General features: G+C 36.1%; 18 protein-coding genes. All 18 read left to right on the top strand.

Annotated features, from left to right (window positions below):
- Nucleotides 1-3 precede the first annotated feature (3 nt).
- Nucleotides 4-969 carry a phospho-N-acetylmuramoyl-pentapeptide-transferase gene (mraY, locus tag FHL06_RS00890; protein WP_153384364.1) on the top strand — a complete coding sequence of 322 codons (966 nt, stop codon included), beginning with the start codon at nucleotides 4-6 and terminating at the stop codon, nucleotides 967-969.
- 16 nt (nucleotides 970-985) lie between these two features.
- A complete protein-coding gene (murD, locus tag FHL06_RS00885) occupies nucleotides 986-2,362 on the top strand; it encodes a UDP-N-acetylmuramoyl-L-alanine--D-glutamate ligase (RefSeq protein ID WP_153384363.1) in 1,377 nt (458 codons plus the stop codon).
- Nucleotides 2,363-2,367: 5 nt separating this feature from the next.
- Nucleotides 2,368-3,468 (top strand): undecaprenyldiphospho-muramoylpentapeptide beta-N-acetylglucosaminyltransferase, encoded by a 1,101-nt coding sequence (gene murG / locus FHL06_RS00880; RefSeq protein ID WP_153384445.1) that lies wholly within the window; start codon nucleotides 2,368-2,370, stop codon nucleotides 3,466-3,468.
- Between the two features lie 20 nt (nucleotides 3,469-3,488).
- Nucleotides 3,489-4,187 (top strand): cell division protein FtsQ/DivIB, encoded by a 699-nt coding sequence (locus FHL06_RS00875; protein WP_153384362.1) that lies wholly within the window; start codon nucleotides 3,489-3,491, stop codon nucleotides 4,185-4,187.
- A gap of 76 nt (nucleotides 4,188-4,263) precedes the next feature.
- Nucleotides 4,264-5,607 (top strand): cell division protein FtsA, encoded by a 1,344-nt coding sequence (ftsA, locus tag FHL06_RS00870; RefSeq protein ID WP_153384361.1) that lies wholly within the window; start codon nucleotides 4,264-4,266, stop codon nucleotides 5,605-5,607.
- 43 nt (nucleotides 5,608-5,650) lie between these two features.
- Nucleotides 5,651-6,886, top strand: coding sequence for a cell division protein FtsZ (gene ftsZ, locus FHL06_RS00865; protein WP_153384360.1), 1,236 nt, complete (start codon nucleotides 5,651-5,653; stop codon nucleotides 6,884-6,886).
- A 15-nt stretch (nucleotides 6,887-6,901) separates the two neighbouring features.
- Nucleotides 6,902-7,312: a cell division protein SepF gene (locus FHL06_RS00860; RefSeq protein WP_153384359.1), complete on the top strand. Its 411-nt coding sequence runs from the start codon at nucleotides 6,902-6,904 to the stop codon at nucleotides 7,310-7,312.
- A gap of 14 nt (nucleotides 7,313-7,326) precedes the next feature.
- A complete protein-coding gene (locus FHL06_RS00855) occupies nucleotides 7,327-7,593 on the top strand; it encodes a YggT family protein (RefSeq protein WP_153384358.1) in 267 nt (88 codons plus the stop codon).
- 2 nt (nucleotides 7,594-7,595) lie between these two features.
- Entirely contained in the window at nucleotides 7,596-8,390 is a 795-nt protein-coding gene (locus FHL06_RS00850; protein ID WP_153384357.1) for a YlmH family RNA-binding protein, read from the top strand.
- A 15-nt stretch (nucleotides 8,391-8,405) separates the two neighbouring features.
- The gene (locus tag FHL06_RS00845; RefSeq protein ID WP_153384356.1) at nucleotides 8,406-9,143 is read left to right on the top strand and encodes a DivIVA domain-containing protein; all 738 of its coding nucleotides are present in this window, start codon (nucleotides 8,406-8,408) and stop codon (nucleotides 9,141-9,143) included.
- Between the two features lie 176 nt (nucleotides 9,144-9,319).
- A complete protein-coding gene (gene ileS, locus FHL06_RS00840; RefSeq protein ID WP_153384355.1) occupies nucleotides 9,320-12,100 on the top strand; it encodes an isoleucine--tRNA ligase in 2,781 nt (926 codons plus the stop codon).
- Between the two features lie 12 nt (nucleotides 12,101-12,112).
- Nucleotides 12,113-12,328 carry a cold-shock protein gene (locus tag FHL06_RS00835; protein WP_153384354.1) on the top strand — a complete coding sequence of 72 codons (216 nt, stop codon included), beginning with the start codon at nucleotides 12,113-12,115 and terminating at the stop codon, nucleotides 12,326-12,328.
- A 39-nt stretch (nucleotides 12,329-12,367) separates the two neighbouring features.
- Nucleotides 12,368-13,789, top strand: coding sequence for an MFS transporter (locus tag FHL06_RS00830; protein ID WP_153384353.1), 1,422 nt, complete (start codon nucleotides 12,368-12,370; stop codon nucleotides 13,787-13,789).
- A complete protein-coding gene (locus FHL06_RS00825) occupies nucleotides 13,782-14,351 on the top strand; it encodes an NUDIX hydrolase (RefSeq protein ID WP_153384352.1) in 570 nt (189 codons plus the stop codon). The genes FHL06_RS00830 and FHL06_RS00825 overlap by 8 nt, the downstream gene beginning before the upstream one ends.
- Nucleotides 14,352-14,639: a hypothetical protein gene (locus FHL06_RS00820; RefSeq protein WP_153384351.1), complete on the top strand. Its 288-nt coding sequence runs from the start codon at nucleotides 14,352-14,354 to the stop codon at nucleotides 14,637-14,639.
- Nucleotides 14,640-14,651: 12 nt separating this feature from the next.
- The gene (locus FHL06_RS00815; RefSeq protein WP_153384350.1) at nucleotides 14,652-15,341 is read left to right on the top strand and encodes a 5'-methylthioadenosine/adenosylhomocysteine nucleosidase; all 690 of its coding nucleotides are present in this window, start codon (nucleotides 14,652-14,654) and stop codon (nucleotides 15,339-15,341) included.
- A gap of 12 nt (nucleotides 15,342-15,353) precedes the next feature.
- Entirely contained in the window at nucleotides 15,354-16,502 is a 1,149-nt protein-coding gene (locus tag FHL06_RS00810; protein WP_337692507.1) for a cysteine desulfurase family protein, read from the top strand.
- Nucleotides 16,503-16,558: 56 nt separating this feature from the next.
- Complete coding sequence (locus tag FHL06_RS00805; RefSeq protein WP_153384349.1) at nucleotides 16,559-16,894, top strand: hypothetical protein; 336 nt, start codon at nucleotides 16,559-16,561, stop codon at nucleotides 16,892-16,894.

The raw sequence follows: 16,894 nt of genomic DNA, 5'->3' as shown, positions 1-16,894 counted from the left end.
TCCATGGAATTAAGTCATATTGTTTTTGATGTTGTAAGTTCATTTGCAATCGTAGCCATTTTTATGCCATTTTTAATTGGTTATTTAGTTGCACATAAAGAGGGACAATCTATCAGAGAAGAAGGTCCTAAATGGCATGAAAAAAAATCTGGTACGCCCACAATGGGTGGCTTGTTAATAATTATTGCCATGTTAATCACCAACATTTGGGTCGGCGCTTGGCAAGGACAATTAACGCATTCACTTTTGATTACGACTTTTGTAATCGTCTTGTATGGTTGTATCGGATTTATTGATGACTTTATCAAAGTCTTTAAAAAACGTAATTTAGGTTTACGTGCTTATCAAAAAGCACTTTTGCAAATTGTAGTTGGTATTATTTTTCTATACGTCTACAATGGCGATCAATTGCCACTGAATTTTACGATTCCTGGTTTGGTTTCAATTGATTCGGTGATTATCTTCGTGCTTTTCACATTATTCTGGTTAGTTGGCTTTTCTAATGCAACTAACTTAACTGATGGATTAGATGGTTTATTAGGTGGTTTAGGAGCAATTTCTTATGCAACCTATGGAATCATTTCGATAAATGAAAATCGATTCGATTTAGCTATCGTCTGTTTTTCAGTTGTCGGTGCGTTGTTAGCATTTCTAATTTATAATCACAAACCGGCCAAAATTTTTATGGGAGACGTTGGTTCACTGGCACTCGGTGCCGGTTTGGCAGCTATTTCAATCCTACTTGGCCGTTACTGGTCATTATTATTGATTGGTTTGGTTTATGTAATTGAGACATTGAGCGTTATGTTACAAGTATTCTCGTTCAAAGTGTTCCACCGCCGTATCTTCAAAATGACGCCAATTCATCATCATTTTGAAATGATGGGCTGGACTGAATGGAAGATTGATGGCGTCTTTTGGATTGTTGGTCTAATTTGTTCAACAATTTATTTAATTTTATTCGTATAGGAAGTAATTAAGGGCAATGAAAACAAAGAGTAGATATTCAAACAAAAAGATATTAGTTTTAGGCTTAGCCAAAAGTGGTTTTGCAGTAGCTAAGCTATTAAAGGACATGGGATCAACAGTAACTGTCGTCGACTCCAATCCTTTGGAAAAAAATACTGAAGCTAAGGAATTGATTGCTGATGGTTTTAAAGTAATCACGGGAAGCAATGATGCTAGTCTCATCGATGATTCTTATGATTATTTGGTTAAGAACCCTGGAATCTTTTATTCCAATGATTTGGTTCAACAAGCTGAGAAATTAAACATTCCAGTTATTACTGAACCAGAAATAGCTTATAGTTATTCTGATGCTACGATGGTTGGCGTTACCGGAACAAATGGTAAAACAACTGTTACAACTTTAATTCAATTGATGTTGAAGCATTCTCCTGAGTTCAAAAACTCTTATTATGCTGGAAATATTGGAATTCCTATTTCAGACGTTATTAGAAAAGCTACTAAAGATGATGTTGTCGTTACTGAGTTATCTAGTTTTCAACTTCAAGGAACGATTGATCTTCATCCACATGTAGCAGTTTTGAATAATATTTATTCTACTCATTTAGATTTTCATAAGACACGTGCTAACTATATCAAAGCAAAAATGCATATTACGAAGAACCAAACTGCTGATGATTATTTTATCGTCAATTGGAACACGGCTGAATGGCGTGATTTGGCTAAGCAATCAAACGCAACAATCATTCCTTTCTCAGATAACCAAGAATTAAAAAAGGGTGCTTATGTAAAAGATGGCGTCTTGTATTGTAACGACAAGAAAGTTATGGACGCTAAAGATATTCAAATCCCCGGCGAACATAACGTTCAAAACGCTTTAGCAGCAATCTCTGTAGCTAAGCTATATGATGTAAGCGATGAAGATATCATTGAAGTCTTGTCATCATTTAGAGGCGTTAAACATCGAATCCAATACGTTGACACATTTGGTGGTCATAAATTCTACAATGATTCTAAGGCCACTAATGTTGAAGCTACGATTGTTGCTCTAACAGCATTCAAAACTCCAATTACTTTGATTGCCGGTGGCTTGGATCGTGGAAATGGTTTTGATGAATTGATTCCATCGTTAAAGGGTAAAGTTAAAAATTTGGTCGTTTATGGGCAAACAGCTGACAAAGTTATTGAATCAGCTGAAAAAGCTGATGTCGGGAATATTGTGAAAGTCGATAACCTAACAGAGGCTGTACCTGAAGCTTATAAACAAAGCGACCCTGAAGATGTTATCTTATTGTCGCCTGCAGCTGCTAGCTGGGACCAATTCCATACCTTCGAAGAACGTGGCGATCAATTCATTGAAGAGGTTGAAACCTTAAAGGGAGAAGTTAACAAATGACAAAAATGCGCATAATTGTTTCCGGTGGTGGTACCGGTGGACATATCTATCCCGCAATGGCCTTAATTAAGCGTTTAAAGGAACGAGACCTAATTGATGATGTTCTTTATGTGGGAACTGAAAAAGGCTTAGAAAGCAAAATAGTGCAGAATGCAGGGATTGACTTTAAGACGATTGAAATCCGTGGCTTCAAACGAAAACTAACTTTGGAAAATGTCAAAGTAGTTGAAATGTTTCTTTCTAGTATTCGTAAGTCCAAAAAAATCATCAAAGAGTTTCAACCTGATATTGTAGTTGGTACGGGCGGTTATGTTTCTAGTGCGGTCGTCTATGCTGCACACGCAATGCATATTCCGACGGTAATCCACGAACAAAATACTATCGCTGGTATAACTAACAAATTCTTAGCGCATTTTGTCGATAAGATTGCGATTGCTTTTACTGAAGCAACAGATCAATTCAGTGAAAAAAGAAAAATTGTTTTCACTGGTAATCCTCGAGCTCAAGAAGTAGTCAATATTAAAAAGAATGATCGTTTGAAAGAGTTTGATTTGGACCCAGATAAAGATACAGTTATGATTTTTGGCGGTTCTCGTGGAGCTAAGCCAATCAATCTAGCCACAATCAAAACAATGGAAAAATTTGTTGAGGCAGATTACCAAGTTTTGTTTGTAACGGGTCGCGTTCACTATGACAATGTTGTTAAATTGATTGATCAAAAATATTTAAAGAGTGCAAATATTTCAGTATTGCCATATATTGATAATATGCCAGAGATTTTACCTGACATTAAGTTGATTGTTGGACGTAGCGGTGCAACTAGTATTGCAGAAATTACCGCTTTAGGAATCCCGGCAATCTTTATCCCTAGTCCTTATGTGACCCACGATCACCAAACTAAAAATGCTATGTCAGTTTCAAAAGTTGGTGCAGCTGAAATTATTACCGAGTCTCAATTGACTTCAGAATCGTTATTTATGGAAATAAATAATATTATGAATAATCAAGAGCTCCAAGAGAAAATGTCTGCTGAATCGAAAAAAATTGGTGTCGCTGATGCCAGCGATCGATTAATCAAAGTTTTGACTGGTTTAGTAAATAAGTAAATGTATGAGGATTAAAGGCATTGAAAAAAAGAAGGATTAAAGTAAGTAAAAATAGCTTAATTTTTTTGATAGTTTTTATCATAGTGTTAATTGCTTATTTTGGTTCATCCTTGAGTAAAGTTAGGAACATCAACGTTAAAGGCGTTAATGATCTTGGTGCTCAACAGGTTATCGATGCTACTAAAGTTGATGATAATTCGATTTTATTGAACGTTTTGTTGCATCATAAGTCGATTTCACAAACTGCTGAAAAAAAACTACCATCCATCCAATCATTGAGTTTTAAAACTCGCAATCTACGAGATTTGACGATCAGTGTTAAAGAGCACCCAACATTAGGTCTCATCGCTAAAAATGGCGGTTATTATCGGATTATAAAAAATGGTCAGGTGATAAACCAAAAAATGAATGCTCCAATCGGCAATTATCCAATTTATAGTAATTTTTCTGGGAAACGTTTAAATAAAATGTCGAACATTTATTCAAAATTACCGAATAATGTTCAGACAAACATTTCTGAAATTTATAACGCTCCTACGAAATTAAATCCTTATCGAATTAAGATCGATATGAATGATGGAAATAAGGTAGTTGCAGATATGAGAACGGTTAAATCCAAACTAAAATATTATCCAGGAATGGCTGCTCAAATGAAGCAAAAGGGCGTTATAGATTTAGAGATTGGAGCCTACTCTTATCCATTTAATGATAAGAAATAGGTTTATTATAATCATATTTGTGTTAAAATTTTTTAATGAATAGATTTTTTCTAGGTAAGGGAGGCTGCCACGATTAATGGATAATTCTGAATTTTTTGTAGGTCTGGATATTGGCACGAATTCGATCAAAGTAGTGGTTGCTGAATCGTCTGACGATCGTTTAAGTATCGTTGGCGTAGGAAGCGAGAGCTCAGAAGGAGTAAGCCGTGGCGTTATAGTAGATATAGATAAAGCATCTAATGCCATCAGGCGAGCCATCAAGAAGGCCGAAACACAAGCGAATATTTCAATTCATGATGTTGTAGTCGGTATATCGGCTAATATGTTACAGATTGAAAAATGTCAAGGTATGATAGCTGTTGGTTCACAATCAAAAGAAATCAACGAAAATGATGTCAGACAAGTTATGTTGGCTGCCATGGTTCAAAACTTACCTAGTGAAAGAGAAGTAGTTTCTCTAATACCTAAACAATTTTCCGTTGATGGATTCACAAATATTCGTGATCCTAGAGGAATGATCGGTGTACGTTTGGAAATGTCAGGAATCATCTACACTGCTCCAAAGACAATCGTACATAATACTAAGAAGGCTATTCAAAAAGCCGGTCTAAATATAATCCATAAAGTTATATCTCCAATGGCATTGAGCCAAGTAGTTCTAAATGATGGCGAAAGTTCATTTGGTGCCGTAATTATTGATATGGGTGCAGGTCAGACTACGGCCTCTGTAGTTCATGATCACAATTTGAAGCTTTCAACAGTTGATTTTGAAGGTGGAGACTATCTCACGCATGATATTTCAGTTGTTTTAAATACGACGGTCGATAATGCTAATCAATTGAAACTTTATTATGGAAATGCATCTTCAGCTAAGTCGGAAACAAGTGATAATATCAGTGTAGAAGTAGTTGGTAAAAATGAACCGTCGATGATTTCAGAAGAATATTTATCCGAAATCATTGAGGCTCGTTTGAATCAAATCTTCACAAGACTTCAAGCACCGCTTGAAGATGCAGGAGCCTTATCTTTGCCAGGTGGAATTGTTTTGACTGGTGGAGTTGCGGCAACGCCTAATATCGAAGATTTAGCTCGAGATATTTTTGATGTTAAAGTTAGAAGTTATGTTCCAACCCAAATGGGAATGCGGTCACCATCGTATTCATTAGGTTTAGGATTGGTAACTTATGCTTCAAGATTAAACGATATAGGTATTATTGCTGATAACGTGGTCAACGGTGCGACCGTCCGCGCTGACTCACATCCTCAGCAACAACCTGTTGCTTCAAAAGAACCTGAAGAAAAGCAAGTGCAACAACCTGCTTCTGATCAGGTTGATCAACCCGCACAAAAAACTGAAGAACCTGAAAAAGGTAAGAAAATTTCGAAATTCAAAGATTTTTGGAGTCGATTTTTTGATTAATTAATAATAAATAAATTAGATTTTAAACAGGAGGAACTCCTTAATGGAATATACTTTAGACTCAACCCAAAATAAAGGAGCGGTTATCAAAGTCATTGGTGTCGGTGGCGCCGGTGGCAATGCTGTTAACCGAATGGTAGAAGCAGGAATCAAAGGTGTACAATTCATTACTGCTAATACCGATGTTCAAGCTTTGGAAAGCTCAAATGCTGAAACAAAAATTCAATTAGGACCTAAATTGACACGTGGATTAGGTGCCGGTTCAAATCCTGAGGTTGGACAAAAAGCTGCTCAAGAAAGTGAAGAAGCCATTAAAGAGGCTCTGGAAGGCGCTGATATGATTTTTGTCACTGCCGGAATGGGCGGTGGTACTGGTACAGGTGCTGCCCCTATCGTTGCTAATATTGCAAAGGAAAGCGGTGCTTTGACAGTTGGCGTCGTGACACGTCCATTTGCTTTTGAAGGTGCAAAACGTTCACGCTTTGCTGCCGATGGTATTACTGAACTTAAAAAAGATGTTGATACTTTAGTTATTATTTCTAATAGTAAATTGCTTGAAATTGTTGATAAGAAGACACCAATGGGTGAAGCATTCAGTATTGCTGATGATGTTTTACGTCAAGGCGTTCAAAGTATTTCTGACCTTATCACATCACCTGGTTTTGTTAACTTGGACTTTGCCGATGTTAAGACAGTTATGTCAGATCAAGGCTCTGCTTTGATGGGTATCGGTACAGCTAATGGTGAGAACAGAATTACTGAAGCTACTAAGAAAGCTATTTCTTCACCATTATTGGAAGTTTCTATCGATGGTGCTAAGCAAGTATTGCTTAATATTACTGGTGGACCAGACTTGTCATTGTTTGAAGCTCAAGATGCAGCGCAAATTGTTTCCGAACAAGCTACTTCAGATGTTAATATAATCTTTGGTACTTCAATCGATGACACACTTGGTGATCAAGTTAAAGTTACAGTTATTGCTACAGGCGTTGAAAGTGAAGACAAGAAGAGAGAACCTCTCAAGCGTCCATTAAACAACCCAAGAGCAATGTTAAATAACAATAAAAAGTCAGATAAAGATGATTCAAAAGCACAAAAGCCACAATCATCTGATGACCCATTAGCAGATTGGGATATTAACCGTGATGCTTCTAAACAAAAGAACGTTCCTGGTGAAAAAGGCGATTTTGAAATTTTCCAAAAGCCAGAAACTATCGATTTAAGTGATGATGATGACGATTCAACTCCTCCAATCTTTAAACGTCGCAATAAAAAGTAAAAGGGAGATTTTCTTATGGCATTTGAAAAATTAGGAAGCTTTTTTGGTATTAATGATGACGATGATTTAGATGAACCTCAAGTTGAAAATAATACTAAACAACCTAAAGGAAATTATTCAAATAATGAAAAGGTCGTATCTATGAGTACAGCTAGTGATCGAACTAAAGCTAATAGTAAAATTGCAATTTATCAGCCTAGGGTCTACTCAGATGCAAAAGTTATTGCCAAGCAACTCTTGAATAATAAAGCAGTGATTGTTAATTTTGCTAATGTCAATGATGAACAATCAAAGAGAATCGTAGACTTTTTAACTGGTAGTATTTTTGCTTTAAATGGCGAAATAAAGCGTGTTGGAGAAAAAATCTTTCTTTGTACACCACCAAAATTTGAAATCGATGGAAGCATACCAGACATAAACGAATAAAGTCGAGGAAAGATATGGATCGAATCTTAAGTGGGTTGCCACTTGCTATAAGCAGTTTATTTGAATTGTATGAATTCATTATATTTATTTACTGTATAATGTCGTTTATACCGGCGTTGGCTAATTCAGCCTTTGGAAGGATAATTGCTTCGGCGGTAAATCCATTTTTAAATCTAATCAGAAGGTTTATACCAACTAGTATTGGCTTTCTTGATTTTTCTCCAATAGTTGCACTTATTTTAATTCGACTATTGCAGAAAGTGGTATTTTTGATAATCTAATTATGGATGATAAAAAAACAATTATGGGTGGAGGATTCTTTCGTAAGGAAGAAAAGCCCTTCATTGATAAAATGAGCGATATCTTGTTAAAAGCTCAAAATATGTATGTTCCCCAACTCACTGAGTTTTTGAATTTGCGTGAACAGACGATTTTAAATAATCTAATCAACAAATATGATGATCTTTATGTGCATTATTTTGGTGGATTCAGCGGTGCTGAAAGAGTCAGAGGAATAATTGCCCCTAGTTATTTCACGCCCGTTGAAGCAGATTATGAAATTACAATGTATGAAATTAGGCATCCGGAGAAATTTGCTAATTTGCACCATGGTCAAATATTGGGCTCCCTAACTGGATCAGGTGTTGAACGTGATCGTTTCGGTGACATTATTACTGATGGAGAAAATTGGCAATTTTTTGTCTTTAAGTCACTTGATACTTTTGTTGAAGAACAAGTTAAAAAGATTGGACCCTATAAAATACATTTGATTAAAAAAGGTTTTAATGAATTACTTTTGCCTAAGGATGAATCAGTTGACGATACGATCAGTGTCAAATCCTTGAGATTGGACACAATTGTGGCAACAGTTTATGATTTATCTCGACAGACTGCTAAAACCTTAGTTGATCATGGAAAAGTCCAGATTAACTGGGTCGTCAATAAAAATGCTAGTTCATTTGTTACCATGACTGATACTTTAAGCGTTCGAGGTTATGGTAGGATTAGAGTCAATGATATTATGGGAAAATCAAAGAATAATAAATATATTCTTTCAGTTAACATTATTAAGAAATAATAGGGGCGTGAAGTTATGGTATTATCACCAGTAGAAATACATGATAAAGAATTTGATAGTAAATTTCGAGGCTATGACCGCGACCAAGTTAACAGTTTTTTGAAGCAAGCAGCGCAAGATTATAATTTAGCTTTGCAAAAAAACACCCAATTGGAAAAAGAATTGAAAGATACTTCGGAACAACTGAAGTACTTTACCGATATGAAAGATGCTTTGAATCAGTCAATTTTGGTAGCTCAAGAGGCTGCTGAAAAAGTTAAGACTGAATCTGAAAAGGAAGCTCAAATTATCGTTGAAGAGTCACAAAAAAAGGCTCGAGACTTGCTTAATCAATCAACTGAAAAGTCTAATCAGATATTGCAAGATGCTTCTGACCGGGCTCGACAGGTAACGATTGAAACTGATAATTTGAAACGCAGCGTCAATTCATTCCGTCAAGGACTCCAAGGGATGTTGAAGCAACAGTTAGATATGGTTGATAATCCTGAATGGTCGAAACTTAACGACAGTACATCTACTGACAAACTTAAAAAAGAAGTTGGCGATTCTTCAGGTGATTCAGCTGAAAATTATCAAGATGATTCACAAGATTATGAAAATAATCAAGATACAGTTTTCAATTCTGATAAAATGAACTATAATAACAATATTCAGGATGACCAACCAGACGAATCGTACACGATTAATCATCAACAAAATGAACCAACGTTCAATTTTAAAGATGATTCTGGCGAGGATCCTAAAAAAAATTAAGAGAATAAGTGCTTTTGAGATATCTTTTCAGCGAGCTAACGAATGGTGTGAGGTTAGTAAAAATTATCTTAAGTATATCAGCTCTTAGACAATTTATTTGATTTACCAATAGGTGGTATAGCGAGAACTCGTCCTAAATTGGATGAGCTCTTTTTATTTTCAGAAGGGGTGAAAAGATGCGAGTAAAAGATACTTTAAATTTAGGTAAAACTAAATTCCCTATGCGTGGAAATTTGCCAAACAAAGAAGCAGAATGGCAAAAAGCATGGGAAGATAATAAAATTTATGAAAAGCGTCAAAAATTAAACGAAGGCAAACCAACTTTCGAACTACTAGATGGACCTCCATTTGCTAATGGTGATATCCACATGGGACATGCTTTGAACAAGATTTCAAAGGATATTATCGTTAGATATAAGTCCATGGACGGATACCGTGCACCTTATGTTCCTGGTTGGGATACTCACGGTCTACCAATTGAACAACAATTGGCTAAAAAGGGTGTTAAACGTAAGGAAATGAGCATGAACGAATATCGTAAGTTATGTTACGAATTCGCTCAAGGTGAAATCAAGAAACAAATGGCTGAATTCAAACGTCTTGGCGTTTCAGCTGATTGGGATCACCCATACATTACTTATCAACCAGAATTTGAAGAAGCCGAAGTTAAAGTTTTCGGTGAAATGGTCGACAAAGGTTATATTTACCGTGGTAAAAAACCTGTTTATTGGTCACCATCTTCAGAATCAACTCTTGCTGAAGCTGAAGTTGAATATAAGGATATCAAGTCCCCATCAATTTTTGTCGCTTTCAAAGTGCGTGATGGGAAAGGCTTAGTTGACAGTGATGCCTCATTTATCATTTGGACAACTACTCCTTGGACAATTCCTTCAAATATGGCTATCTGTGTAAATCCTAAATTTATTTATGCAGAGGTTAAGGCTGATGGTAAGAAATATGTCGTTGCTCAAGAAAGAATCAGTTTCGTTCAAGAACAATTAGGTTGGGAAAATGTTGAAATCTTGAAGACTTTCAAGGGTTCTGAACTTGAAGGCTTGACAGCAACACATCCATTCTATGATCGTGAATCTCAATTGATTCTTGGTTATCACGTTACCTTGGATGATGGTACTGGTTTAGTTCATACTGCTCCTGGATTTGGTGCTGATGACTTTGTTGTCGGTATGAAATACAAATTGCCTGTCTTTTCACCAATTGACGCACAAGGACGCTTTACTGACGAAGTACCTGAATATGAAGGTGTCTTCTACGATGATGCCAATAAAATGATTACGCAAAGAATGAAGGACAATGGTTCACTCTTGAAACTTAGTTTCTTCACTCACAGTTATCCACATGATTGGCGTACTAAGAAACCAGTTATTTTCCGTGCTACACCACAATGGTTTGCTTCAATTGACAAATTCAGACAACAAATTCTTGATGAAATTGAAAAAATCGACTTTATCCCTGACTGGGGTAAGACTCGTCTTTACAATATGATTCGCGATCGTGGCGATTGGGTCATCTCAAGACAACGTTCATGGGGAGTTCCACTTCCAATTTTCTATGCTGAAAATGGCGATCCTATCATGACTAAAGAAACTGTTGACCACGTAGCTGAATTATTTGGCAAATATGGTTCAAACATTTGGTTCGAAAAAGATGCTAAGGATCTTCTTCCCGATGGATATACTAATCCAGCCAGTCCAAATGGTAAGTTCACTAAAGAAACAGATATTATGGATGTTTGGTTCGACTCTGGGACAGCCCATGCTGGTGTAGCCCAAGCTCGTGAGAACTTGACTTTCCCAGCTGACTTGATTCTTGAAGGTTCTGACCAATACCGTGGTTGGTTCAACTCAATGTTAGTTACTTCAGTAGCTGCCTTTGGCGTTGCTCCTTATAAAGCCGTTCTTTCACAAGGATTCACCCTTGATAAGAAGGGCGTTAAGATGAGTAAATCATTAGGTAACGTTATTGATCCTGCTGATATTGAAAGACAATTCGGTGCTGAAATCATCCGTCTATGGGTTGCTTCTGTTGACTCAAGTTCTGATGTTTCGGTTTCTGTTGACTCATTCAAACAAGTATCAGAAACATATCGTAAGATTCGTAACACAATCAGATTTATGTTAGCTAATACAACTGACTTTGATCCTAAGGAAAATGGCGTTTCTTATGATGACCTTCGTCCAGAAGACAAGTACATTACTGTTAAGTTAAATGATTTAGTCAAAGAAGTTTTAGCTGACTACGATAAATATGATTTCGCTGATGTAGCCAAGTCAATCGTTAGCTTCATCGTTAATGAGATGTCAACTTTCTACTTAGACTTTGCTAAAGACGTTGTTTACATTGATGCTGAAGATGCTCATTCTCGTCGTTCAATGCAAACCGTTATCTACAATGTTGCGGTTAAATTAGCCAAGTTATTGACACCAATTTTGCCTCATACAATGGAACAAGTTTGGACTTTCTTGAAAGAACCTGAAGAATATGTTCAATTAGCTAATATGCCAGAGGTTGAAGAAATTTCTGACCAAGCTGAAATTGAAAAAGATTGGTCAACTTTCATGGACTTTAGAGATAATGTCTTGAAATCACTTGAAGTTGCTCGTGGCGACAAATTGATTGGTAAATCACTTGAAGCTAAAGTTACTGTTTATCCAAGCGCTGAATTAAAGGCTGTCTTTGACAAAATTGATAGTAATTTTGGTCAGTTATTGATTGTTTCTCAATTTGAAATTTCTGATGAAGCTGCACCAGAAAATGCTGATAAATATGAATTGGCTAGTGTTCTGGTTGAAAAAGCCCAAGGAGACGTTTGTCAAAGATGTCGTATGATTAAGACTGATGTGGGCAGCGACTCAAATTACCCAACTTTCTGTGCTAGATGTGCTAAGATTGTATCTGAAGAATATCCAGAAACAAAGACTGAGGGCTTTGATGATTAGGAATGGTGACTAATGTTCACAGGAAAAATAGTTAGGTTTAATAAAAACCGCGGCTTCGGCTTTATAAATAATGGTGAAGAAGATATTTTCTTTTTTGCGGATTCAATTCTTAATCGAGAGGACTTTTATATTAAAGAAGGACTTGAGACGACGTTTGAATTAGCACCAGGTTATAAGGGTCCACAAGCAGTTAATATTAATATTAAAGATGAGGAAAGTGCTGAATAGTGCTTTCTTTTTTCTTTGATAAGAGAAAATGGTGAAAAAATGAATGAGCAAGTAAATCCAAAAAGATGGATGGTTTTAATTTCGGTCGGTATTTTTACCTTGATGTCGACTCTTGATGGGTCAATCGTAAATATTGCTCTGCCAGTTATTAGTAAAGATTTGAATATTCAAATGAATATGGCCGAATGGGTCGTATCAATTTACTTAGTTACTATTTGTATCTTTTTATTGATGTTTGGAAAAATTGCCGATTCAATCGGGAAAATAAAAGTTTTTAAATGCGGTTCCATATTATTTATCATTGGTTCAGTTATTTGTGGACTAAGTATTAATTTATGGATGTTATTGCTTGGTCGTGTTATTCAGGCAATGGGTGCTTCAATGGCTATGGCAACTAATAATGGGATTATCACTCAGACATTCCCATCACACGAACGAGGTTACGCTTTAGGATATATTGGTTCATTTGTCTCGATTGGGGCGATTGCTGGTCCTGGTATTGGTGGTTTAGTTTTAGGTCAGCTGCACTGGAGCTATATTTTTTGGATCAATATTCCAATTGGCTTAGTGGCTTTAACTTTGGGTTATTTCAATTTGCCTAAAAAAGAAGTTACCAATCCGACAAAATTTGATGTTGCAGGCTTTTTGCTTTATTTTGTAACTTTAGTTTTATTGTTCTGTGCTATCTTTATCGGTCAGGCAGTTGGATTCAGTAATATTTATATTATTGCAACCTTTATTGTTTCAGCAATTTTCTTAGGGATTTTCCTCAAAATTGAAAAGACCGTTGCACAACCTATGATTGAATTGCGGATTTTTAAGAATCATGATTTCACTTTAGGATTAGTTGCAGGTTTCTTTATTTTTGTAACCAATTTCTTTTTCAATGTGATTTCGCCATTTTATTTGGAGAATGCGCTTGGCATAGCAGCTTCTAGCGCTGGTTATATCTTGATGGCATTTCCACTGGTGCAGGTTGTAGTTGCGCCGATTTCTGGTAAACTATCAGCAAAGGTCAATCCAATAATTTTGACAATTGTCGGTTTAGCTGTAATTGAAATTGCACAATTAGGATATTTATTCTTTAATATAAATACAGGCATTTGGTTCATTTTATTGTGCATTGGTTTGAATGGTTTAGGAAATGGACTCTTCCAGGCACCTAACAATACGATGATTATGAGTTCAGTTAAAAGTCGCGACTTAGGAATAGCCGGTGGTTTGAATACCTTATCTCGTAATTTAGGTATGATAATTGGAGTTTCCTTATCAACAACGATTTTATTCTTATCAATGAGTAAGTTTTATGGAAAATCTGTGACAACTTATATCAATGGTCGTCCAGATATTTTCATTGAAGGAATGCATGCCACAATGACGTTTGCAGTTGTTATCTGTTTGATTGCAATCGTTATGTCCGTTATTAGATTAATAAAGTCAAGAGGGTCAAAGAATGAGTGAAGAAGATTCAAGATATTATGAGGAAGTAATTGCTAAAAAAAGAATGTTTGGCGGTAAAATTTTTAATGTCGATGTCGAACAAGTCGTTTTGCCCAATGGAGCATCTGATATTCGTGAAATTGTTCAACACCATGGTGCCGTAGGAATTATGCCATTTACAGACGATGGCAAGATGATTTTTGTCAGACAATGGCGTTCACCGCTTGAACAGGAAACTTTAGAGATTCCGGCCGGAAAAATCGATTCAGATGAAGGTAGCGATTTAAAAGAAGTTGCTCTACGTGAAATGAATGAGGAATTAGGTTTGACGACTGATAGTTTGGAAAAGGTCACGGCATTTTTTGCTAGTCCCGGTTATTCCAATGAGAAATTGACAATGTTTAAAGCAACCAATTTAAAAAAGGTTGAAAATAAACGTCCACTTGATCCTGATGAATTTTTAGATGTGGAAAAATTGAGCTTGGATGAAGCTAAAGCTCAAGTTAAAAAGGGTGCAATTTGTGATTCAAAGACAATCTATGCTCTTACTTATTGGGAATTGTTACAAGCAAAGGAAAAATAAATGTTTTCAAAAATTAAAAACTTTTATAATTCAAAAGTAAAAAAATCAAATCAACCACAAGCGGTCGTTCGAGCTGATCAAGTGGAAGCTCAGCAACAAAGAATTCGTGAACAGGAAAGACAACGTTCTGAAAATGAATATCGTCAAGAACATCCTGAGCAAACTATTCAAGAAAATATTCAATCTTTTGAAATTAAGACAAATAGATTGAAAAAAAAGCTAAATATTGCCATCATTACAGTATTCGGCTTAATTATTTTGGTATTTTTAATATTATTTTTTATTTAGAGGAGTTAAAGTATGAAAATTGGCGTTATCGTACCTATGGAAGAAGAAATCCAAATGATGAAGGAATCACTGACTGATATCAAAAAAGATTCAGTTGCTGGTGTTGAATTCACAATTGGAAAATATAAAAATCATGATGTCTTTTTGGCTCAAAGCGGTATTGGTAAAGTTCAAGCTGGTATGACAGCAACTTTGATCAATGATCGTTATCAACCTGACCTTGTGGTAAATACTGGATCAGCTGGCGGTATTGGCGAAGGCCTTCACATTGGAGATGTCATTATTTCTGATAAGATGGCTTACCATGATGTCGATGCAACTGGTTTTGGCTATAAAGTGGGACAACTTCCTCAAAAAGATCTCTATTTCCAAGCAGATCCTAACTATGTCAAGAAGATTGCTGCTGCTGCAGAACGAACTGGCTTGACTGAAAAAGTTGGTTTAATTGTCACTGGAGACCAATTTGTTGACGGAAAAGAAAAAATTGCTACAATAAAAAGGTCGTTCCCAGATGCCTTGGCATCTGAAATGGAAGGTGCAGCTGTGGCTCAAGTCTGTACTGAATTTAAAACACCATTCGTTGTTATTCGTTCAATGAGTGATGTTGGCGACGAAAATGCTAGCGTAAACTTTGACGAATTTGTTTTACAAGCCGGACGCAAATCAGTAACAATGTTGCTGAACTTTTTAGACCAAGAATAGAGGGGATTTATTGTGGCATATATTTATTTAGATAATGCTGCCACCACACCAATGGCTACATCTGTAGTCGACGTGATGCACGATCAAATGGCGAATAATTTTGGTAATGCATCAGCTACCAATTATTTTGGACGCCAAGCTCGAAAAGTTTTAGATGAAAGTCGTCACACGATTGCTCAAAGTATCAATGCTAAAGACTCAGAAATCGTCTTTACTAGTGGCGGTACTGAAAGCGATAATACGGCTGTCGTTGAAACAGCGTTATCTAGACAAAAACTAGGAAAACATATCATTACAACAGCCATTGAACATGAAGCGATTTTGAAACCAATGGCATATCTCGAATCATTAGGATTTGAAATAACTTATTTGAAACCTAATGAACGCGGTGAAGTTACAGCTCAACAAGTTAAAGAGGCCTTACGTGACGATACTATTCTCGTGTCGATTATGTATGGAAACAATGAAGTTGGCTCAATGAACCCAATTAAAGAAATTGGTGAAGTTGTCAAAGACTCCAATGCCTTTTTCCACACCGATGCTGTTCAAGCATTTGGAATGGAAGACATTGATGTTAAAGCTGAACATATTGATATGTTATCAACTTCCGCCCATAAGATTAATGGTCCTAAATTTATCGGCTTCCTTTACATAAATGACAAGATTCATATTCCTTCATTTATTAAAGGTGGAGACCAAGAGACAAAACGGCGTGCGGGAACAGAAAATGTCCCTGCTATTGCTGGTTTTGCTCAAGCTGTAAAATTGATTACTCCAGAAGTTAAACGAGAACGTCAAGCACGTTATTTTGGTTTTAAACAAAAAATTCAAGAAGTTTTAACTCAAGAAAAAATTGAATTTGGCGTTAATGGACCAAATGATAGTAAAGCTTTGAACCATGTGATGAATTTGTATTTACCAGGAATTGATCGTGGCGTCTTGTTGACAAGACTAGACTTAGAAGGCTTTGCTATTTCGGGTGGTTCAGCATGTACAGCTGGAAGCCTTGAACCATCGCATGTTTTAATCGCCATGTTTGGTGAAGACAGTCCAAAAATTCAAGATTCAGTGCGAATCAGTTTTGGTAAAGACAACACTGAAGAAGATGTTGTCAAACTCGCCAAAAAGATAGCTGAAATCGTTCGCGACTTGACTAATTAGTTGATTTTATTCAAACTTGTAATTAATAGATAATTAATTTATAAGGGATGATTGAAATGGATAAACGACAAGCTCAAGTACAAGGGGATCAGGAAGTTTATGAATTGAACCCTGATTTGAAAAAATATTCACTTTTAGACAGTGGATTTATTGAAACAAATAAAGGAAGCTTCCGTTTGGAACATCCTATTAATGGATCGTCTCCATACGCAGCTAGATATTATTTGCGTGCTACTGTAAATAAGGATTTAGATGATTTAAAATTGTCGATCACAGATAAAAGCGGGATGCACAATATAAATATGTTCAAGGTTAAAGACACTGATAAAGAGGTCAGTGACTATCGATACTTAATGAACTTTTTAAAAGAAAAAAACGTATTAGTTAAATAA

Origin of the sequence: Companilactobacillus halodurans, from assembly GCF_009600985.1 — a bacterium.
In the GTDB taxonomy this organism is placed as follows: domain Bacteria; phylum Bacillota; class Bacilli; order Lactobacillales; family Lactobacillaceae; genus Companilactobacillus; species Companilactobacillus halodurans.
This window is presented reverse-complemented; position numbering and strand designations above follow the sequence as displayed.